This window comes from Acidovorax sp. FG60, assembly GCF_057808995.1.
On sequence record NZ_JBMDJC010000004.1, the window covers coordinates 48,509 to 66,949 of the forward strand.

Consider the following 18,441-nt stretch of genomic DNA (forward strand, 5'->3'; position numbering starts at 1 on the left):
GCGAGTTACCCCTTGCATCCGCCCTGCGGTCCATAAGCCCCATCAGAGCAACGGGGATGACAACAGATGCGCCAGCACATGCGCCAGGATCGCCGCCTCCAGCCCGTGGCGCGCGTAGAGCCAGCCTGCCACCAGGCCAAAGGCCGTGTTGCCCACCAGCACAAACACCACGACGGGCACCGTCAATGCGCCCGCCAGCGCCTGCGCGGCAGGCAGATGCCCCAGCGCAAACAGCAGCGCACTGAGCAGCACCGCGCCAGCCACCAGCCCCTTGCCCGGCTGGCCCTGCCCGCGCTGCACCACGCGCCAGCCCAGCCACAGCAGCAGGGTCATCACGCCCCAACGCACCAGCAGCTCTTCGGTGATGCCGCCATACAGCAGCTTGACCACCAGCGGCATGGCGCTGGCAGGGTCCGACGGCTGGAGCGCTGCGGGCGCCACCTGGGACAGCACCCACAACCACGCGGCGCCCGCCACACCGCCCAAGATGCCAGGCAGGGACTGAACACGCAGTGCGGGGCCGATGGGCTGGCCGACCAGCCAGGAAGACACAGCGGGCGCCCGCAGGCCCACGCGGGGCGCCAGCCACACGCCCACCGCTACAGCCAGCGCCAACAGCAAGGCGGTCTGCAACCCGCTGAGCAGCAGCACGGCCCACAGAGGCAGCGGTAGCAGCGCCTCGTTGGCCCTCAAGGTTGGGAACAGCGCCCAAACTACCGCCACCACGCCGGGCATGCCCAGCAACCACAGCACACCGCCCAGCCGCCACTTCGCGGGTTGCCTCAGAGCACCCGCTACATCCACGCCTGCAGCATTGTTCACGGCCATGGATTTGCCCACGCTCAGGTGCGCATCAGCGCTTCGATCTCGTCGGCCTTCACGGGCACGCCCCGCGTGATCAGTTCACAGCCCGCGTCCGTCACGATGGCATCGTCTTCAATGCGGATGCCGATGTTGTGGAACTGCTCAGGCACGCCGTCGGCGGGGCGCACATAGATGCCCGGCTCGATGGTCAGCACCATGCCGGGCCGCAGGATGCGGCTGGGGCGATTGGTGATGGTCTCGCCCGAGAGCGGGTCTTTGCGTTCGCTGGTCTGCCCCACCTCGCCGGGCTCCACATAGCTGCCGCAGTCGTGCACGTCCATGCCCAGCCAGTGGCTGGTGCGGTGCATGTAGAACTGGAAGTACGCGCGCTTGTCGATCACGTCCTGCGCCGACCCCACCTTGTTCTTGTCAAGCAAGCCCAGGTCCAGCATGCCCTGCGCCAGCACAGCCACCGTTGCGTCGTGCGGGTCGTTGAAGCGGGCACCCGCCTTGGTGGCAGCCACGGCCGCATCCTGGCTGGCCAGCACCAGGTCGTACAGCGCACGCTGGGGGCCCGTGAATTTTCCGTTGGCGGGGAAGGTCCGCGTGATGTCGCTGGCGTAGCTGTCCAGCTCGCAGCCCGCGTCGATCAGCACCAGCTCGCCATCGCGCACCGGGGCCGCATCGGCGCGGTAGTGCAGCACGCAGGCGTTCGCGCCCGCCGCGACGATGGAGCTGTAGGCCGGGTACTGCGAGCCTGCCTCGCGAAACGCGTGCAGCAGCTCGGCGTCGAGGTGGTATTCGCGCACATCCTCCCCGGCGCGCAGCATGCGGGCCGAGCGCTGCATGGCGCGGATGTGGGCCTGCGCGCTGATGCTGCTTGCGCGACGCATGATGTCCTGCTCATGCGCGTCCTTGAACAGGCGCATCTCGTCGAGCAGCGTGCACAGGTCGTTCTGTTCTGCGGGGCAGATGGCGCCATAGCGCACACGGCCGCGCACCACGTTGAGCCAGCCCTCCACCCGCGCCGCCAAGCCGCTGTGCGTGGCAAACGGGTACCAGACGCAGCCCGTGTTTTCGAGCAGGCGCGGCAGCTTGCTGTCCAGCTCAGCCATCGAATGTGCCGCGTCCACTCCCAACGCAGCGGGCGCGGCGGCCGGGCCCAGGCGGTAGCCATCCCAGATCTCGCGCTCCAGGTCCTTGGGCTGGCAAAACAGCGTGCTGCGGCCGTCGTGGGCCAGCACCAGGCACGCGCCGGGCTCGGTGAAGCCGGTCAGGTAGTAGAAGTAGCTGTCGTGGCGGAACAGAAAGTCGCTGTCCCGATTGCGCGGGCGCTCCAGCGCCGTAGGAATGATGGCGATACCCCCGGGGCCCAGCTGGGCAGCCAGGTGCGCGCGGCGCTGGGCGTAGACAGAGGCAGGCACGGTGGTGTTCATGGCGCGTTGGAAGAAAAGGAGTTGAGTTCGGCCAGCCGCTCGGGCGTGCCCACATCGGTCCAGCGGCCGGTGTAGAGCTGCGCACTGACGCGGCCATTGTCCATTGCACGGCGAAGCAGCGGCGCCAGCGGGGCTTTGATGCCGCTGGGGTTTCCGGGCGGAATGTCGCACCACGGCGCTGCAAACAGCTCGGCGCGCAACAGGGCGATGGTGCTGTAGGTGTAGCGTGGCGCGGGGTCGTCGGCGGGCAGGTTGAGCGCCAGCCCGTCTACCGACAAGCCAAAGTCGCCACGCGGGTTGTGCGCCGGATTGGGCACCAGCCACAGGTGGGCCATGTGGTGGCTCGCTTCAAAGGCCGCCACGGCGGCGCTGTCGAACACGAAGTCGGGGGCAAACACATCACCTGCCGCCAGCCAGAACACGGGCCCCAGCTGGGGCAGCGCGCGCGCGATGCCACCAGCGGTTTCCAGCGCACCGCCAAAGTCCACGCCTTCACGCGAGTATGAAATTGATAGCTGTTTGCGCTTATCCATCAAGCGCTGAAGGCCGAAAACACCTAGAAAATGGTCGCTGATCTGCGCCCCCAGCCACGCGGTGTTGATCACCACCCGCTCCACACCCGCCTCCTGCAGCGCCGCCAAGTGCCACTGCAGCAGTGGCTGGCCCTGCACCGGCAGCAGAGGCTTGGGGGTGGTGTCGGTCAACGGGCGCATGCGCTCGCCACGGCCGGCGGCCAGCAGCAACGCGGGTACCTGGTGATGGGAGGCGGCACTAGAACTCATGCCGCCACCTCGTTCACAGCACCCCGCTGCAGCGCGTGGCGCTCCACCGTGGTGGGGTCGAACAGGGCCAGCAGCGCGTCCATCAGCGCCCGCGCCTTGCCCGAATGGTCGGCGCCAAAGTTGCACACATACACATCCAGCGTCACCGCGCGCTGCTCGGGCCAGGTGTGCACGCACAGGTGGGATTCTGCTAGCAAAACAGTAGCGGTCACCCCTCCAGGGCCATGCGCCGTGGCCGGAAATTCATGAAATAACTGCCCCACGGGCTGCAGCCCGGCGGCGTGCACCGCATCGGTACAGGCGCGGCCCAGGGCGGCGGCGTCCAGCAGCCAGGCAGGGGCACAGCGGCAGCCATGGAGATCGGCGGTGAGGTGCAGTCCTTGCATGGCCCGCACTGTAGTGCATTGCCACCGGGCTTCCGGCTTGCAGCCTGCGAATTCAGATGGGCGAAAGCCGCCCCGGTAAAATGCCGGGTTTCCCCCGAATCACCCACCCTGAACCCTCCCCCCATGGCCAACACCCAGCAATCCCAACAGATGGCAAATGCGATCCGCGCATTGGCCATGGACGCCGTTCAACAAGCCAACTCCGGCCACCCCGGCGCCCCCATGGGCATGGCCGACATGGCCGTGGCGCTGTGGAGCCGCCACCTCAAGCACAACCCTACCAACCCCCAGTGGTTTGACCGCGACCGGTTTGTGCTGTCCAACGGCCACGGCTCGATGCTGCTGTACGCGCTGCTGCACCTCACGGGCTACGACCTGCCGATTGGCGAGCTGAAGAACTTCCGCCAGCTGCACAGCAAGACGCCCGGCCACCCCGAAGTGGGCTACACCGCTGGCGTCGAGACCACCACCGGCCCCCTGGGCCAGGGCATCACCAATGCCGTGGGCTTTGCGCTGGCCGAAAAGCTGCTGGCCGCCGAGTTCAACCGCGAAGGCCATGCCGTGGTGGACCACCACACCTACGCCTTCCTGGGCGACGGCTGCCTGATGGAAGGTATCAGCCACGAAGCCGTGTCTCTGGCAGGCGCCTGGAAGCTCAACAAGCTGATCGCCCTGTACGACGACAACGGCATCAGCATCGATGGCCAGGTCGCTCCCTGGTTTGCCGACAACACCCCCCTGCGTTTTGTGGCCAGCGGCTGGAACGTGATCGGCCCCATCGACGGCCACGATGCTGACAAGGTGGCCGCAGCCATCGAAGAAGCCAAGAAGCAGACCGAGCGCCCCACCCTGATCGTGTGCAAGACGCACATCGGCAAGGGCAGCCCCAACCGCGCCAACACCGCCAAGGCCCACGGCGAACCGCTCGGCGCCGAAGAAATCGCGCTGACCCGCGAAGCCCTGGGCTGGGCCAGCGAACCCTTCGTGATCCCCGAAGACGTGTACGCCAGCTGGGACTGCAAGGCCAACGGCCAAGCTTTTGAGGCCGCCTGGAACGAGCGTTTTACCGCCTACACCGCCGCCTTCCCCGAGCTGGCTGCCGAGCTGACGCGCCGCATGAACGGCGACCTGCCCGCCAACTTTGCCCAGGTGGCCGTGGACACCGTGGTGGCCGCCCATACCAAGGGCGAAACCGTGGCCAGCCGCAAGGCCAGCCAGCTGGCGCTGGAAGCCTTCACCGCAGCCCTGCCCGAACTGCTGGGTGGCAGCGCCGACCTGACCGGCTCCAACCTCACCAACACCAAGAGCACGCCCAACCTGCGCTTTGACATGCAGGGCAACGTGGTCAAGACCGAAGCCGCGAATGGCGACAAGGTCGGTGGCCGCCACATCAACTACGGTGTGCGCGAATTCGGCATGGCCGCCATCATGAACGGCGTGGCGTTGCACGGTGGCTTCATCCCCTACGGCGGCACCTTCCTCACGTTCAGCGACTACAGCCGCAACGCCATCCGCATGGCCGCGCTGATGAAGCAGCGCGTGATCCACGTGTTCACGCACGACTCCATTGGTCTCGGTGAAGACGGCCCCACGCACCAGTCCATCGAGCACGTGGCCAGCCTGCGCCTGATTCCCAACCTCGACGTCTGGCGCCCCGGTGACACGGCCGAAACCGCCGTGGCCTGGAGCGTGGCCCTCTCCAACCGCAACAAGCCCACCGTGCTGGCCCTGTCGCGCCAGAACCTCCCCTACGCGCCCAAGCGCGACCTGGGCGACATCTCGCGCGGCGCCTATGTGCTGTCAGAACCCTCCGACGTGGGCATCAAGAAGAAGCCCGTGGCCGTGATCATTGCCACCGGGTCTGAAGTGCAGCTGGCCCTGAAGGCCCAGCGCCTGCTGGCCGACAAGAAGATCGGCGTGCGCGTGGTCTCCATGCCCAGCACCACCACCTTCGACCGCGAAGACGCCAAGTACAAGAGCAGCGTGCTGCCCGCCGGCGTGCCCCGCGTGGCCGTGGAAATGGGCGTGACCGACGGCTGGTGGAAATACGGCTGCGCCGCCGTGGTGGGCATCGACACCTACGGTGAATCGGCCCCCGCGCCTGTGCTGTTCAAGCACTTCGGTTTCACCGAAGAAAACGTGGCCGATGCGGTGCTGGTCGCCATCGGCGCGGCCCGCCTGAAGCCCGCCAAGAAGGCCCGCTAAAACTTCTCCTGCCCGCTGTGCCCCGCTGCCAGCGGGCGCGCGGCGGCAGATTCCCGATTTCGACTTTGCAACTTTGAAGAGGCTCCCTATGACGATCAAGATTGGTATCAACGGCTTCGGCCGCATCGGCCGCAACGTGCTGCGCTCGGCCATCCAGAACTTCAGCGACATCGAAGTCGTGGGCATCAACGACCTGCTGGAGCCCGAGTACCTCGCGTACATGCTGCAGTACGACTCGGTGCATGGCCGCTTCAAGGGCGAAGTCTCGGTCGAGGGCAACACCCTGGTCGTCAACGGCAAGAAGATCCGCCTGACGCAAGAGCGCGACCCCGCCAACCTGAAGTGGAACGAAGTCGGCGCCGACGTGGTGATCGAATCCACCGGCCTGTTCCTGGACAAGGTCACCGCGCAGAAGCACCTGGACGCTGGTGCCAAGAAGGTCATCCTGTCGGCCCCCTCCAAGGACGACACCCCCATGTTCGTGTTCGGCGTGAACCACGACACCTACGCGGGCCAAGCCATCATCTCCAACGCATCGTGCACCACCAACTGCCTGGCTCCCGTGGCCAAGGTGCTGAACGACAAGTGGGGCATCAAGCGCGGCCTGATGACCACCGTGCACGCCGCCACCGCCACGCAAAAGACCGTGGACGGCCCTTCGAACAAGGACTGGCGCGGCGGCCGTGGCATTCTGGAAAACATCATTCCCTCCAGCACTGGCGCTGCCAAGGCCGTGGGCGTGGTGATCCCTGCGCTGAACAAGAAGCTGACCGGCATGTCCTTCCGCGTACCCACCTCCGACGTGTCGGTGGTGGACCTGACGGTGGAACTGGACAAGGCTGCCACCTACGATGAAATCAAGGCCGAGATGAAGGCCCAGTCCGAAGGCGCCCTGAAGGGCGTTCTGGGCTACACCGAAGACAAGGTGGTGGCCACCGACTTCCGTGGCGACACCCGCACCTCGATCTTTGATGCCGACGCTGGCATTGCCCTGGACGGCACCTTCGTGAAGGTCGTGAGCTGGTACGACAACGAATGGGGCTACTCGAACAAGTGCCTGGAAATGGTGCGCGTGGTATCCAAGTAAGTACGACTTGCGCAAAAGGGGATCAGGCGCCATGCTTGTCCCCAGAACGCAACGGCGGACTCAGGCCTGTTTGCGCAGGTCTTGAAAAGTTTTCCCTTTGAAGATGAAGAAGCGCTAGTAGCAACTACCCTGTTCAAGCCGGTCGCCTGCCAAGGCCACCGGCTTTTTTTTTGCCCGCCCTCCGCGCATAGCAGGTACGGAGCACCTGGCATTCAACGGTCACCACCCTCAAGAGCTGCCGCTGCTGAGGCCGCCACAGCCAGCGGCGCAGGCCCCGGCACCTGCCCTGGAGCACTTGCGATGTGCACCGTGCGGGTGGGGAAAGCAAACTCCACGCCCATGGCCTTGAACTCGCGCAGCAGCCCGAGGTTGATGGACTGCTGCAGGTCCATGTACACGTTGAAGGCCGGGTCTTCGACGATATAGACCACCTCGTAGTCGAGCGAACTGGCGCCAAACGCCTTGAAATGCGCGCGGTCAAAACGCAGCTGCGGCTGGGCTTCGATGAGCTTGCGCACCACACCCGGAATGGCCTCAGCCTGCTCGGGGGTGGTGTCATAGGCCACGCCAAACGTGAACACGATGCGCCGCCGCTCCAGCATGCGAAAGTTGCTGATGGTCTGCTTGAGCAGGTCGGTGTTGGACATCACGATCTGCTCGCCCTGCAGGCTGCGGATGCGTGTGGTCTTGAGACCAATCACCTGCACCGTGCCCGACACATTGCCCACCACGATGAAGTCGCCCACCTCAAACGGCTTGTCCACCGCGATGGCGAGCGAGGCAAACAGGTCTCCCAAGATGTTTTGCACCGCCAGCGCCACCGCAATGCCGCCCACGCCCAGGCTGGCGATAAAGGCCGTGATGTTCACGCCCACATTCGACAAGATGGCCAGCAGCACCACGCTCCACAACAGCGTGCGCAGCCCCCAGGACATCAGCGTGGCCGAGGCACTGACCTGCGTCATGCCACTGGACGAGTGCCGCTCCACATAGCGGCGCACACCAATGCCAATGGCACGCATGCCCCACAGGCCCATCTGCAGCGCCACGGCCACAAACCACAGCTGGCTCAGGCGGCTCTCCCAGCGGCCGGGCAGGTCCAGCAGGCTCGCGCCCACGAGCAGAGCCACCACCAGCATCAGCGTGCGGCTGGTGCCTTCCAGCACATCCACCATGGTCTGCGCCATGCCGCTGTGCGACTGCGTGGCCCACACCTTGGCGCGGCGGGTCAGCAGGTGCAGCACCACAAGGATTGCTGCATAGGTGGCCGTGGTGGCTGCCAGGGCCACGCACAGGCTCCACAACGGCACGCCGGCAAAGGTGGTCTCCTGGACCCAGGTCATAAAGGTGGATGGCTGCATGCGGGGGCTCTCCTCTTCGTGGTGCAGTGACGGGATGGGGGGTGCGGGGGCGGGGCTGATACACGGGGTCGACCCGTGACATCGGCCATGCAGGGCGCTTCAGCCCCGCAATGGAGCGCTGAGGTGCGCAACGTCCTTGATCGAGACCCCGTGGAAGTCAGAGTTCCGCAGTTGATCAGGCAACGGCCAATGCGCCGCTGGTCTGCCCCGTTTGCAAGTGTTCGTAAGACATGCCCCACAGCAATACAGAGGCAGGGCCTACGCCCCGGTACTGCACGGGCCCCAACAATGCATCAACACCAGAACACCGCTGGCTGCCCGCCCGAAACCTCGGTGCGGCACATCCCACAACCTCCACAGGAGTCCACCACACCATGCATTCATCCGCACTGATCCGCACCGCCACAGCGGCACTCGCACTGGGCGCACTGGCCGCCTGTTCCTCCACCCCCGCACCCACCGAGCAAATGGCCGTGAGCCGCACCACCGTGAACCGCGTTGCGGCTGCCCCGGCTGTGGCCACCAGCGCCCCCGTGCAGTTGCAACAAGCGCGCGAGAAGCTCATGCAGGCCGAAAAAGCCATGGCTGAAAAGGACTATGTGGCCGCGCGCCGCCTGGCCGCTGAGGCCGAGGTAGATGCCCGCGTGGCCGAAACCCGCGCCGACGCCGCCAGCAATGCCGCCAACCTGACGCAAGTGCAAGACGGCATCCGAGCGCTGCAAGAAGAAATCAACCGCCGATCGCCGCGCTAGGCCAGCGCCAGACGTTGAAGCCTTAGCGCCCAACCTGGCTTCGACTCACGCCCAACACCGTTGAGGCCCCGCGATTGACCTCCCCCCCATTTCAAGGAACACCTGACCATGCATCGCTTTTTTCACCGAACCACCGCCCTGTGCACCAGCCTGATTGCCGTAGGCCTGTTGGCCGCCTGCGCCAGCACCACCCCATCGCCCGCGCTGGAAGAGGCCCGTACCGCAGTGAGCACCGCTGCAGGAGACCCGGCCGTCAACCAGTACGCGCAGCTCGAACTGAAGCAAGCCACCGACGCACTGGCCAAGGCCGACCGCGTGTGGGCCGATGACCGCGACACGTCCGAGACCAACCACTTGGCATACATCGCCCGCCAACGCGCCGAGATCGCCACCAACGCGGCCCGCGCACGCCAGCTCGATGCCAACATCCAGCAAGCGGGCAGCGAAGCCGACCGCATCCGCCTGCAGGCCCGCACCCAAGAGGCTGACGCAGCCCGCCTGCGCGCCCAGCAAGCCCAACAACAGGCGATGAGCGCCGAGCAACGTGCGGCCCAACAGCAGGCCCAGGCCACGGCCGCCATGGCCCAGGCCAACGCCGCACAAGACCGTGTGCGCGCCCTCGAAGCACAACTGCGCGAACTCGAGGCCCAGCAAACCGAACGCGGCCTTCTGGTCACTCTGGGCGATGTGCTGTTTGCCTTCAACAAGGCCGAGCTCTCCGCCCAGGCCGGCCCGCGCCTGGACAAGCTGGCCAACTTCCTCAAACAGTTCCCGGACCGCAAACTGCTGATCGAGGGCTACACCGACAGCGTGGGTAGCGACAGCTACAACCAGGACCTGTCAGACCGCCGCGCCCAAGCCGTGCGCGACGCGCTGGTGCAGCGCGGCGTGGACACCAGCCGCATCACCGCACGCGGCTACGGCAAGGCCCACCCCGTGGCCGACAACGCGTCGCCCGAAGGCCGTGCAATGAATCGCCGCGTGGAGATCGTGATCGCCGATGACAAGGGCAACCTGCGCGGGAGATAAAGTACACCACCTGAGGCGCTGCGCGGCGGCCACTGGCTTGAGCCACGCCGGTTTCTGCGGCCTATATCAATAAACGCTTCAAAGACCGCGCCGCTTACGCCCCGCGGTCTTCGAACGTTTCTGTATCCACTTCGCGCGCGCTCTGGGCGTTGTAGCGATTGCCCACCACCGTGCGCTCATTGATCAGCGCGCCTAGACGCTCCATGGTGGCCGCATCCAGTCGCACGTTCACGGCACCCAGGTCGTCGTGCAGATGCACCACGTTCGTGGTTCCTGGGATGGGGATGATGTGCTCACCTTGGTGCAGCAGCCACGCCAGGGCCAGCTGGGCGGATGTGCAGCCCACATCGCGTGCAATCGCCTGGTAGCCATCGAGCAGCTTCAGGTTGGCCGCATACGCCTCGGGTGCAAAACGCGGCATGGCACGGCGGATGTCCTTGGCGTCCAGCGTGCTCACATCGGTCAAGCCGCCACACAAGAAACCCCGTGCCACCGGGCTGAACGCCACAAAGGCCACGCCCAATTCTCGGCAGGCGTCCAGCACGGCAATCTCGGGGTTGCGCGTCCACAGCGAATACTCGGTCTGCATCGCCGTGATCGGGAACTCGGCATGCGCGCGGCGCAGCGTGGCAGCAGACACCTCGGAGAGACCCACAGTGCGAATGTGCCCCCGCCGCACCAGCTCGCCCAGTGCGCCCACGCTTTCCTCAATCGGCACGCTCTTGTCCCAGCGGTGCAGATAATACAGGTCGATCACATCGGTCTGCAGGCGGCGCAGGCTGTCTTCGCAGGTCTTTCGCAGCGTATCGGGCCGCCCGTCGATCACGCGCACCAGCTTGCCGTCACCCGCCACATCCACGCCCTGCATGCCGCATTTGCTGGCCAGGGTGAAGCGGCTGCGATGGTGCTTCATCACGCGCCCCACCAAGGTTTCATTGGCACCAAAGCCATAGAGCGTGGCGGTGTCAAACAGCGTCACGCCCGCGTCGAGTGCGGCCAGCAGCACACGCTCGCCCTGCTCGGCAGACACGGGCGCTCCATAGGCGTGCGAAAGGTTCATGCAGCCCAGGCCGATGGCCGAGACGGAGAAAGGTCCAAGGGTTCTTTGTTGCATGCCGCGAGCTTACGGCAAGCGCGGCAACCCAGCGGGTGGCTCGGGCTTGGGTGCGGGTCTAAGGCTTTGCGACAAGTGGCCGCTTGGCCCACAGCTCAATGCGCTCGCCCGCAGCGCAGGCAGCCACCAGCTCCGCAAACCGCGCCTCGCGGGTCGCATCGCGCTTGGCCGACGTGACCCAGTGCAACATGCTCTTGCGGTAGCTGGGCGGCGTGGATTCCTGAAAGAACCGCCACGCGGCCTTGTTGCGCTGGAACGCGCGCAGCATGGGTGCGGGCAGCGCGGCCACCCCCGCCTGCTCGTGGGAGTAGACGGCCGACTTGTCTGCCTTGCGGTGTGCAAAGGCCGCGAGCCCCGCAGGCGTCATGCGGCCTGCCGCCTGCAACTGCTCCACCTTGGCGATGTTGACCGCGCTCCAGATCGACGACGGCTTGCGCGGGGTGAAGCGGATCGAATACGTGTTCTCATCCATGCGCCGCCGGATGCCATCGATCCAGCCAAAGCACAGGGCTTCGTCCACCGACTCTGACCAGCCCATGCTGGGGCGGCCCGAGCCCACCTTGTGAAAACCCACCAGCAACTCCGGTGCGCTGGCCGCATGGCGCTCCAGCCACTGGCGGAATGCCTGGGGCGTGGCAAAGAAGGTGGGCGCGGGCGGCTGGGTCATGGTGCGGCAAACGTCCTTCTGTCTGGCCTTCTTTCTACCAACTGCAGCTGCGGGTGCATACGTCAGGCCACCACGGCGTCGTGCACTGGCTCGGCGCGTGGCCCCAACGGCACCACGCACAGCGTCACACCATCCAGCGTGAGCACCAGACCCAACTGTCCACCCACTTGCACCACTCCACCTACCTTGGCCGGTGCGCACATGGCATGCGGTGGCACGGGCTGCACGGAGCCCTGCATTGCCAGCGCACTCACGGGCGGCGGGCGCAGCAGGGCCCACAGGCCCTGGGGATCTCGCAATTGCAGCGACTGCAGGTACAGGCGCAGCACCGCAGGGTCGGCGTCCTTGGATTCATCGCGCCCATCACCTTGGTGCACACCGTCGCCTTCCCGAGCCTGCCGAAGACGCAGCAACGCGCGGCGCAACTGCTGGCGACTGGCCGCTTCAGAACTGCCAATGGCCTGTGCCAGCTCGGCGTGGCTGGCCTCAAACACCACATGCAACAGCACCGCAGCGCCCTCGGCGGGCGTCACACACGCCGCCAACCAGCGCAGCGCGAGCGTGGCTTGCTGCGCCAGCGCGGCATCGGCCTCTGCCGAGGGTGCGACCGAACCGGCAACATCGCCATGCGCGGTCTGCGTGGCTTCGGTCAGCCACTGCGCCATCCACTGGCGCCGCCGCAGGCGGTCGATGGCCAGGTTGCGCACCACCGTCAGCAGCCACGCCTGGGCCGCATTGAGCGCCGGGGTCTGGGCCTCCAGCGCACGCACGTAGGCGTCCTGCACGGCGTCCTCGGCCTCGGCCGGGCCCAGCAGGCGCGTGGCGGCGCGCAGCAGGGTGCTGCGGCTGGCGTTCACCAGCGCCATCAGGTGTTCATCGTTCTGCATCGGGGCATGGTGCCACAGGCTGAATCAGGCCGCACACCGGCAGGCAATGACACGCAAGGTGTTGTCATGACCTCCATCGCATGGATTGGCGGCGTTCAACAGCCCGCAGCGCAAAGGGTATGGTCAACTTTTCCGGCGCCTTGCCGATAACCAGGGATGCAAATTGGAAGCACCACCTCCTCCACCGGCCCGGTCTCTTCCTCCAGTGGCAGCAGCGACATCGCCAAGCTGCAAAAGCAGCTGCGCGAGCTGACCGAGCAGCTCAAGGGCTTGGCCAGCTCCGACATGGATGCCAAGGCCAAGCAACAGAAGGCCAAGTTGCTGCAGGCCCAGATTCAGATGGTGCAGGCCCAGATCACGGCGATACAGCGCACGCAACAGCAAGAGCAGCAACGGGCCCAGGCGGCGAAGGCCGAAGGCGCGGCGGCCGGTGCCGCGCAGCAGCAGAAGGCCCCATCGGCAAAGAATCCACCTGCTGGGCTGGGCAACAACGTCGATACCTACGCCTGACAAAACGGCTTTCTGAACGGGTGGCCTCTGCCTACGGCCCCCGCCCCGGCATGCGCCCAGTGCCACATTTGCCTGCGGCGTCCGCGACAAGCTCCACCCGCCATTGCATGGACAATCCCGGCATGTCTGGCGTACCTCCTACCACTTCACACCCCTCTTCCGCCCGCCCCGTCTTGATCGCCGGTGGTGGCATTGGTGGCATGGCCACCGCCCTGACCCTCCACAAGATCGGCGTGCCCTGCGTCGTCTTTGAGTCGGTGCCCGAGCTGCAACCGCTGGGCGTGGGCATCAACCTGCAGCCCAACGCCGTGCGGGAACTGCACGACCTGGGGTTTGGCAACGACGTGCTGGACACCATTGGCCTGCAGGCGCGCGAATGGGCGCTGGTAGGACGCAACGGAAACGAGGTGTATGCCGAGCCGCGCGGCCTGGAGGCGGGCTACCACTGGCCGCAGTATTCCGTGCACCGGGGGCAGCTGCAGATGATGCTGTACCACGCCGTCAAAACCCGCCTGGGCGACGATGCCGTGCAGCTGGGGCAACGTGTGGTGGGCTACCGGCAGGATGCGCATGGCGTCATCGCCATCGTCGAGACACGCGACGGAGACAAGCGTGAAGTGACGGGCTCGCTGCTGATTGCGGCCGACGGCCTGCACTCAGCCGTGCGGGCGCAGATGCACCCCGCGCAGCCGCCCATCCAGTGGGGCGGTGCCATCATGTGGCGCGGCACCACGCCGGGGGTGCCTGTGCGAACGGGCGCTTCGTTTGTGGGCGTGGGCTCGCTGCGGCACCGTGTGGTGTTCTACCCCATCACACCGCCCGACCCGGCCACGGGCTTGGCCACCATCAACTGGATCGCCGAGATCACGGTGGACAACCAGGGCGGCTGGCAGCAGGGCGACTGGAACCGGCGTGTGGCGCTGGAGGAATTCGCTCACCACTTTGACGGCTGGAACTACAGCTGGCTGGACGTGCCCGCGATGCTGCGGGGTGCGAAGGACATTTTTGAATACCCCATGATCGACCGCGACCCCGTGCCCACCTGGGTGGACGGCCGCGTGGCGCTGCTGGGCGACGCGGCGCATGTGATGTACCCCGTGGGCTCCAACGGCGCCAGCCAGGCCATCGTGGATGCGCGCGTGCTGGGCGCACAGCTGATTGCGCAGGGCGTGGGCCCGCAGGCGCTGCGTGCCTATGACGACCAGCTGTGCAAGGACATCTCGGCGCTGGTGCTGCGCAACCGGGGCTCCGGCCCCTTTTGCCTGCTGGGGCTGGTGGACGAACGCTGCGGCGGGGTGTTCGACCACATCGACGACGTGCTGCCGCGCGAAGAGCGCGAAGGCTTCATGGCGCGCTACAAGGCGGCGGCGGGGTTTGCGATCGAGACGCTGAATGCGGCGCCGCCCACCATCGTGCCGGGGCAGCGCGTGGCCGCAGGCTGAGGGGTGTCACGCCCGGCGTGTCTCGTTCGTCATGGCAGTCCTGTCACTCTTTTCAAGGACCTGCCCCCATGGACACGCCAGACACCAACACCCCATCCTCCACCCAAGGCGCCGAGCCGCGCACGTCGTACTTGGAAGAAAAGGCCTTCAAGGCCCGCACCCTGCTGGTCTTCGGCACCATCACCGACACCCTGGCCGCCGATGTGGCGCGGCGGCTGATTGCGCTGGATGCAGACAGCGCCGAGCCCATCGACATGCTGGTGAGTTCGCCCGGTGGGCACCTGGAGTCGGGTGACACGATGCATGACCTGGTGCGCTTCATCACCGCGCCGGTGAACATGATCGGCACCGGCTGGGTGGGCAGCGCGGCCACGCACCTGTACTTGGCCGCGCCGCGCGAGCGGCGGTTCTGCCTGCCCAACACGCGCTTTTTGATCCACCAGCCCAGCGGCGGCGCAGGTGGCCCGGCCAGCGACATTGCCATACAGGCGCGGGAGATCGTGAAAGCCCGCGAGCGCATTGCGCGCACCATCGCCCGGCAGACGGGCAAGCCGCTGGAGGTGGTGCTGGCCGACATCGAACGCGACCACTGGCTGTCGGCCGAAGAGGCGGTGGACTACGGCCTGGTCTCGCGCATCATCGAGAACAAGGCCGCGTTGAGGGCGTGACGCTGCCCCATCGAATTGCTATCAAACCAATAGCTTATAGCGCTTGATACACAGGCGGTAGCGGCCGGTTTCTCTTGAAATCAGCCTGCGTTGAGCTGCAGCTCCAGGTTGTGCAGCACCTGGTAGCACGGCAGCACCTGCGCCACGCTGGCGTTGGGCTCGCGGCCTTCCTTGATGGCGGCGAAGAACTCGCGGTCTTGCAGTTCGATGCCGTTCATGCTCACATCGACCTTGCTCACATCGATCTTCTCTTCCTTGCCGTTCACCAGGTCGTCGTAGCGCGCGATGTAGGTGGCGGTGTCGCCGATGTAGCGGAAGAAGGTGCCCAGCGGGCCGTCGTTGTTGAAGCTGAGCGACAGCGTGCAGATGGCACCGTTGGCGGCCTTAAGCTGAATGCTCATGTCCATCGCAATGCCCAGCGTGGGGTGGATAGGGCCCTGGATGGCATTAGCCTTCACGATGGGGCTGCCGGCCTGGTAGGCGAACAGGTCCACGGTGTGGGCAGCGTGGTGCCACAGCAGGTGGTCCGTCCAGCTGCGCGCCTGGCCCAGCGCGTTCATGTTGGTGCGGCGAAAGAAGTAGGTCTGCACATCCATCTGCTGGATGTTGAACTCGCCCGCCGTGATCTTTTTGTGCACGTACTGGTGGCTGGGGTTGAAGCGGCGGGTGTGGCCGCACATGGCCACCAGGCCGGTCTGCTTTTGCAGGGCAACAACCTTCTCGCCATCGGCCAGGATGTCGCACAGCGGAATCTCGACCTGCACGTGTTTGCCCGCTTCCAGGCAGGCAATGGACTGGCTGGCGTGCATCTGCGTGGGTGTGCACAAAATGACGGCGTCCACCTCCTTGATGGCCAGGCTGTCGGCCAGGTCAGTGGTGACATGCTTGATGCCGTACTTGTCGGCCACTTCCTGGGTCTTGGCGAGGTCGCGGCTGATGAGGGAGACGACTTCGACGCCGTCAATGTTCTTGATGCCGTCCAGGTGCTTGATGCCGAAGGCGCCGGCGCCGGCGAGTGCGACTTTGATGGTCATGGTGTGTGTCCTTTTACGTGTTCTCAAGAATCAGATGGCCCACGGCGGTGTTGGACGCGGGCACATGGTAGAAGCGGTGCGCCAGCTTCGGCGGCTTGCCACCGGCCACGTCGGCCATCGCGCCACGCGCGATGAGCCACATCACCAGCTCGATGCCCTCGCTGCCCGCTTCACGCACGTAGTCGATGTGCGGAATGCTGGCGGCGGCCTCGGGGTCATTGATGAGCTTGTCGAGGAAGGCGTTGTCAAACTCTTTGTTGATGAGGCCTGCGCGCGGACCCTGCAGCTGGTGGCTCATGCCACCCGTGCCCCAGATGTGTACGTTCAGGTCTTCGTCATAGCTCTCCACAGCCTTGCGAATGGCCTGGCCCAGGTTGTAGCAGCGGCGGCCGCTGGGCACAGGGTACTGCACCACGTTCACGGCGAACGGGATCACCGGGCAGGGCCAGGCGCCCTTCACGGGGTCTTGTTCGCCAAACATCAGCGACAGGGGCACGGTCAAGCCGTGGTCCACGGCCATCTTGTTGACGATGGTGAGGTCAAAGTCCTGCTGGATGACCGACTGCGCAATGTGCGCGGCCAGGTCGGGGTGACCGATGACCTTGGGCACAGGGCGTGGGCCAAAGCCTTCGTCGGCCACTTCGTAGTCGGCAGCGGTGCCGATGGCGAACGTGGGGATCAGGTCCAGGCTGAAGGCCGTGGCGTGGTCGTTGTAGACCAGGAAGATCACGTCGGGCTTGTTGTCCTTGATCCACTGCTTGCCAAAGTCGTAGCCCGCGAACACGGGCTTCCAGTAGTCCTCGTGGGTCTTGCCCAGGTCCAAGGCCGCGCCAATGGCAGGCACGTGCGATGTGAACACGGAGGCGGTGATTTTGGCCATCGTCAAATTCCTTTCTTGCCCGCGCTACCTTGCGGCTGGCGGTGCGCCTGAGCGTCGCCATCTTCGCCCACGTAGCGGTTGCCTTCGGCGCTGCGGCCGCCGTTGATCATCATGTTGCGGTATTCCTCTTCGGTCATGCCGGTCATGCTGCCCGCCATCTGCTGAAAGCTCTTACCGTCGGTCGAGCCGATCTTGGCCAGGAAGTAGATGTTGCCGCCCAGGCGAATGCACCAGTTCAGGTCGCGCGCCAGCACGGCCTGCTTCTGCTCTTCGGTCATCGCCCATTCGTCCAGGTAGGCGCGTTCGTTGGCCTTGAAGCGGACGCGGTTCTCGGCCTTCATCAGGCTCATGCAGAACTGGTTGAGCCAGTAGCCCTTGCGGCTTTGCTCGGCGTCGAAGATGGTCGTGCCGGGCACGTCGAGGTAGGGTTTATCGAGAGACATGGTGTCAGTCCTCCACGGTGACTTCTTCGGGCCAGTACAGGCGCATGGGGTTGTCCACCAGCAGCTTCTTTTGCAACTCCGGTGTCGTTGCGATGTGCGGGATGAAGTCCACCAGCAGGCCATCATCGGGCATGTGGTCCTTGAGGTTGGGGTGGGGCCAGTCGGTGCCCCAGAGCACACGGTCGGGGAACTCTTCCACCACGCGGCGGGCGAAGGGGATCACGTCGGTGTAGGCGTTCTGCTCGCCGTTCAGGGCCTTGGGGCCAGTCACGGAGAGGCGCTCGGGGCAGCTCACCTTGCTCCACACATTGGGGTGCTGGCGCATGAACTTCAGGAACAGTTCGAACTCCGGCCCATCCACCGGCTTGCTCACATCGGGGCGGCCCATGTGGTCCACCACCACCGTGGTGGGCAGGGCGGTGAAGAAGTCCCACAGCTCGGGCAGGTCCACCGCTTCAAAGTAAATCACCACATGCCAACCCAGCTGGTGGATGCGCGCGGCAATCTCCATCAGCTCGTCCTTGGGCGTGAAGTCCACCAGACGCTTGACGAAATTGAAGCGCACGCCACGCACACCGGCCGCGTGCATGGCCTGCAGTTCTTCATCTCTGACCGAGCGCTTGACGGTGGCCACGCCACGCGCCTTGCCGCCCGAGTGCACCAGTGCATCCACCATCGCGCGGTTGTCCGCACCGTGGCAGGTGGCCTGCACCACCACGTTGCGCGCAAAACCCAGGTGGTCGCGCAGCGCGTACAGCTGGTGCTTGCTGGCATCGCAGGGCGTGTACTTGCGCTCGGGCGCGTAGGGGAACTCGGCCCCGGGGCCGAACACGTGGCAGTGCGCGTCCACCGCACCGGCAGGCACCTGGAACCGGGGTTTGCTCGGACCCGCGTACCAGTCGAGCCAGCCAGGGGTTTTTGTGAATTCGCTCATGCGCGTACTCCTTGGTTTCT

19 protein-coding genes are annotated in these 18,441 nt (G+C 65.7%); 7 read left to right on the forward strand and 12 right to left on the reverse strand.

From position 1 onward, the window contains the following. Window positions 1-42 precede the first annotated feature (42 nt). From ACODS0_RS07380 to ACODS0_RS07395, 4 genes are read right to left on the reverse strand one after another with little or no spacing between them, the layout of a single operon-like run. Window positions 43-828: a CPBP family intramembrane glutamic endopeptidase gene (locus ACODS0_RS07380; RefSeq protein WP_488833945.1), complete on the reverse strand. Its 786-nt coding sequence runs from the start codon at window positions 826-828 to the stop codon at window positions 43-45. Window positions 829-842: 14 nt separating this feature from the next. After that, window positions 843-2,240, reverse strand: a complete 1,398-nt coding sequence (locus ACODS0_RS07385; RefSeq protein WP_488833947.1) for an aminopeptidase P N-terminal domain-containing protein — start codon at window positions 2,238-2,240, stop codon at window positions 843-845. Then, window positions 2,237-3,022, reverse strand: a complete 786-nt coding sequence (locus ACODS0_RS07390; RefSeq protein WP_121508274.1) for a nucleotidyltransferase family protein — start codon at window positions 3,020-3,022, stop codon at window positions 2,237-2,239. The genes ACODS0_RS07385 and ACODS0_RS07390 overlap by 4 nt, the downstream gene beginning before the upstream one ends. After that, window positions 3,019-3,408, reverse strand: coding sequence for an S-adenosylmethionine decarboxylase family protein (locus ACODS0_RS07395; RefSeq protein WP_057271400.1), 390 nt, complete (start codon window positions 3,406-3,408; stop codon window positions 3,019-3,021). The genes ACODS0_RS07390 and ACODS0_RS07395 overlap by 4 nt, the downstream gene beginning before the upstream one ends. Window positions 3,409-3,531: 123 nt before the next feature. On the opposite strand from ACODS0_RS07395, the gene tkt reads away from it, so the two are divergent. Both tkt and gap read left to right on the forward strand, forming a co-directional pair. Then, complete coding sequence (tkt, locus tag ACODS0_RS07400) at window positions 3,532-5,613, forward strand: transketolase (protein WP_121508273.1); 2,082 nt, start codon at window positions 3,532-3,534, stop codon at window positions 5,611-5,613. A gap of 88 nt (window positions 5,614-5,701) precedes the next feature. Next, window positions 5,702-6,700 carry a type I glyceraldehyde-3-phosphate dehydrogenase gene (gene gap, locus ACODS0_RS07405; protein WP_121421498.1) on the forward strand — a complete coding sequence of 333 codons (999 nt, stop codon included), beginning with the start codon at window positions 5,702-5,704 and terminating at the stop codon, window positions 6,698-6,700. 212 nt (window positions 6,701-6,912) lie between these two features. On the opposite strand, the gene ACODS0_RS07410 is transcribed toward gap, so the two are convergent. Next, window positions 6,913-8,061, reverse strand: a complete 1,149-nt coding sequence (locus ACODS0_RS07410) for a mechanosensitive ion channel family protein (RefSeq protein WP_488833950.1) — start codon at window positions 8,059-8,061, stop codon at window positions 6,913-6,915. Between the two features lie 374 nt (window positions 8,062-8,435). On the opposite strand from ACODS0_RS07410, the gene ACODS0_RS07415 reads away from it, so the two are divergent. Further along, on the forward strand, window positions 8,436-8,813 hold the full coding sequence (locus tag ACODS0_RS07415; RefSeq protein WP_055398468.1) for a DUF4398 domain-containing protein: 378 nt from the start codon (window positions 8,436-8,438) through the stop codon (window positions 8,811-8,813). Window positions 8,814-8,921: 108 nt separating this feature from the next. After that, window positions 8,922-9,842: an OmpA family protein gene (locus tag ACODS0_RS07420; RefSeq protein ID WP_055398498.1), complete on the forward strand. Its 921-nt coding sequence runs from the start codon at window positions 8,922-8,924 to the stop codon at window positions 9,840-9,842. A 94-nt stretch (window positions 9,843-9,936) separates the two neighbouring features. Here ACODS0_RS07420 and ACODS0_RS07425 read toward each other — a convergent pair whose 3' ends face one another. The 3 genes from ACODS0_RS07425 to ACODS0_RS07435 form a co-directional block, all read right to left on the reverse strand. Next, window positions 9,937-10,956: an aldo/keto reductase gene (locus tag ACODS0_RS07425; RefSeq protein ID WP_488833951.1), complete on the reverse strand. Its 1,020-nt coding sequence runs from the start codon at window positions 10,954-10,956 to the stop codon at window positions 9,937-9,939. 58 nt (window positions 10,957-11,014) lie between these two features. After that, window positions 11,015-11,623, reverse strand: a complete 609-nt coding sequence (locus tag ACODS0_RS07430) for a YdeI/OmpD-associated family protein (RefSeq protein WP_488833953.1) — start codon at window positions 11,621-11,623, stop codon at window positions 11,015-11,017. 62 nt (window positions 11,624-11,685) lie between these two features. After that, window positions 11,686-12,510, reverse strand: coding sequence for a sigma-70 family RNA polymerase sigma factor (locus ACODS0_RS07435; RefSeq protein WP_094291863.1), 825 nt, complete (start codon window positions 12,508-12,510; stop codon window positions 11,686-11,688). Window positions 12,511-12,666: 156 nt separating this feature from the next. Between ACODS0_RS07435 and ACODS0_RS07440 the strand changes: the two genes are divergently transcribed. The 3 genes from ACODS0_RS07440 (at window position 12,667) to ACODS0_RS07450 (ending at window position 15,130) form a co-directional block, all read left to right on the forward strand. Beyond that, the gene (locus ACODS0_RS07440; protein WP_488833955.1) at window positions 12,667-13,020 is read left to right on the forward strand and encodes a FlxA-like family protein; all 354 of its coding nucleotides are present in this window, start codon (window positions 12,667-12,669) and stop codon (window positions 13,018-13,020) included. Window positions 13,021-13,142: 122 nt separating this feature from the next. Then, the gene (locus tag ACODS0_RS07445; protein ID WP_488833956.1) at window positions 13,143-14,462 is read left to right on the forward strand and encodes a flavin-dependent oxidoreductase; all 1,320 of its coding nucleotides are present in this window, start codon (window positions 13,143-13,145) and stop codon (window positions 14,460-14,462) included. Between the two features lie 68 nt (window positions 14,463-14,530). Further along, window positions 14,531-15,130 carry an ATP-dependent Clp protease proteolytic subunit gene (locus tag ACODS0_RS07450; RefSeq protein ID WP_488833957.1) on the forward strand — a complete coding sequence of 200 codons (600 nt, stop codon included), beginning with the start codon at window positions 14,531-14,533 and terminating at the stop codon, window positions 15,128-15,130. 80 nt (window positions 15,131-15,210) lie between these two features. Here the strand turns inward: ACODS0_RS07450 and ACODS0_RS07455 are convergent, their stop codons facing one another. Genes ACODS0_RS07455 through ACODS0_RS07470 form a run of 4 tightly spaced genes read right to left on the reverse strand, consistent with a single transcriptional unit; the run spans window position 15,211 to window position 18,421 of the window. Continuing rightward, window positions 15,211-16,164 carry a Gfo/Idh/MocA family oxidoreductase gene (locus ACODS0_RS07455; protein WP_488833959.1) on the reverse strand — a complete coding sequence of 318 codons (954 nt, stop codon included), beginning with the start codon at window positions 16,162-16,164 and terminating at the stop codon, window positions 15,211-15,213. 13 nt (window positions 16,165-16,177) lie between these two features. Next, the gene (locus tag ACODS0_RS07460; protein ID WP_488833962.1) at window positions 16,178-17,044 is read right to left on the reverse strand and encodes a class III extradiol dioxygenase subunit beta; all 867 of its coding nucleotides are present in this window, start codon (window positions 17,042-17,044) and stop codon (window positions 16,178-16,180) included. Window positions 17,045-17,046: 2 nt separating this feature from the next. Next, the gene (gene ligA, locus ACODS0_RS07465) at window positions 17,047-17,487 is read right to left on the reverse strand and encodes a protocatechuate 4,5-dioxygenase subunit alpha (protein WP_055398479.1); all 441 of its coding nucleotides are present in this window, start codon (window positions 17,485-17,487) and stop codon (window positions 17,047-17,049) included. Window positions 17,488-17,491: 4 nt separating this feature from the next. Beyond that, window positions 17,492-18,421, reverse strand: coding sequence for an amidohydrolase family protein (locus ACODS0_RS07470; RefSeq protein ID WP_436131396.1), 930 nt, complete (start codon window positions 18,419-18,421; stop codon window positions 17,492-17,494). Window positions 18,422-18,441: the final 20 nt, after the last annotated feature.

What these genes read in the sequence shown, in the direction of transcription:
- ACODS0_RS07380 (WP_488833945.1), bottom strand. Translation starts at nt 828, where the DNA reads ATGGCCGTGAACAATGCTGCAGGCGTGGATGTAGCGGGTGCTCTGAGG.
- ACODS0_RS07385 (WP_488833947.1), bottom strand. Translation starts at nt 2,240, where the DNA reads ATGAACACCACCGTGCCTGCCTCTGTCTACGCCCAGCGCCGCGCGCAC.
- ACODS0_RS07390 (WP_121508274.1), bottom strand. Translation starts at nt 3,022, where the DNA reads ATGAGTTCTAGTGCCGCCTCCCATCACCAGGTACCCGCGTTGCTGCTG.
- ACODS0_RS07395 (WP_057271400.1), bottom strand. Translation starts at nt 3,408, where the DNA reads ATGCAAGGACTGCACCTCACCGCCGATCTCCATGGCTGCCGCTGTGCC.
- tkt (WP_121508273.1), top strand. Translation starts at nt 3,532, where the DNA reads ATGGCCAACACCCAGCAATCCCAACAGATGGCAAATGCGATCCGCGCA.
- gap (WP_121421498.1), top strand. Translation starts at nt 5,702, where the DNA reads ATGACGATCAAGATTGGTATCAACGGCTTCGGCCGCATCGGCCGCAAC.
- ACODS0_RS07410 (WP_488833950.1), bottom strand. Translation starts at nt 8,061, where the DNA reads ATGCAGCCATCCACCTTTATGACCTGGGTCCAGGAGACCACCTTTGCC.
- ACODS0_RS07415 (WP_055398468.1), top strand. Translation starts at nt 8,436, where the DNA reads ATGCATTCATCCGCACTGATCCGCACCGCCACAGCGGCACTCGCACTG.
- ACODS0_RS07420 (WP_055398498.1), top strand. Translation starts at nt 8,922, where the DNA reads ATGCATCGCTTTTTTCACCGAACCACCGCCCTGTGCACCAGCCTGATT.
- ACODS0_RS07425 (WP_488833951.1), bottom strand. Translation starts at nt 10,956, where the DNA reads ATGCAACAAAGAACCCTTGGACCTTTCTCCGTCTCGGCCATCGGCCTG.
- ACODS0_RS07430 (WP_488833953.1), bottom strand. Translation starts at nt 11,623, where the DNA reads ATGACCCAGCCGCCCGCGCCCACCTTCTTTGCCACGCCCCAGGCATTC.
- ACODS0_RS07435 (WP_094291863.1), bottom strand. Translation starts at nt 12,510, where the DNA reads ATGCAGAACGATGAACACCTGATGGCGCTGGTGAACGCCAGCCGCAGC.
- ACODS0_RS07440 (WP_488833955.1), top strand. Translation starts at nt 12,667, where the DNA reads ATGCAAATTGGAAGCACCACCTCCTCCACCGGCCCGGTCTCTTCCTCC.
- ACODS0_RS07445 (WP_488833956.1), top strand. Translation starts at nt 13,143, where the DNA reads ATGTCTGGCGTACCTCCTACCACTTCACACCCCTCTTCCGCCCGCCCC.
- ACODS0_RS07450 (WP_488833957.1), top strand. Translation starts at nt 14,531, where the DNA reads ATGGACACGCCAGACACCAACACCCCATCCTCCACCCAAGGCGCCGAG.
- ACODS0_RS07455 (WP_488833959.1), bottom strand. Translation starts at nt 16,164, where the DNA reads ATGACCATCAAAGTCGCACTCGCCGGCGCCGGCGCCTTCGGCATCAAG.
- ACODS0_RS07460 (WP_488833962.1), bottom strand. Translation starts at nt 17,044, where the DNA reads ATGGCCAAAATCACCGCCTCCGTGTTCACATCGCACGTGCCTGCCATT.
- ligA (WP_055398479.1), bottom strand. Translation starts at nt 17,487, where the DNA reads ATGTCTCTCGATAAACCCTACCTCGACGTGCCCGGCACGACCATCTTC.
- ACODS0_RS07470 (WP_436131396.1), bottom strand. Translation starts at nt 18,421, where the DNA reads ATGAGCGAATTCACAAAAACCCCTGGCTGGCTCGACTGGTACGCGGGT.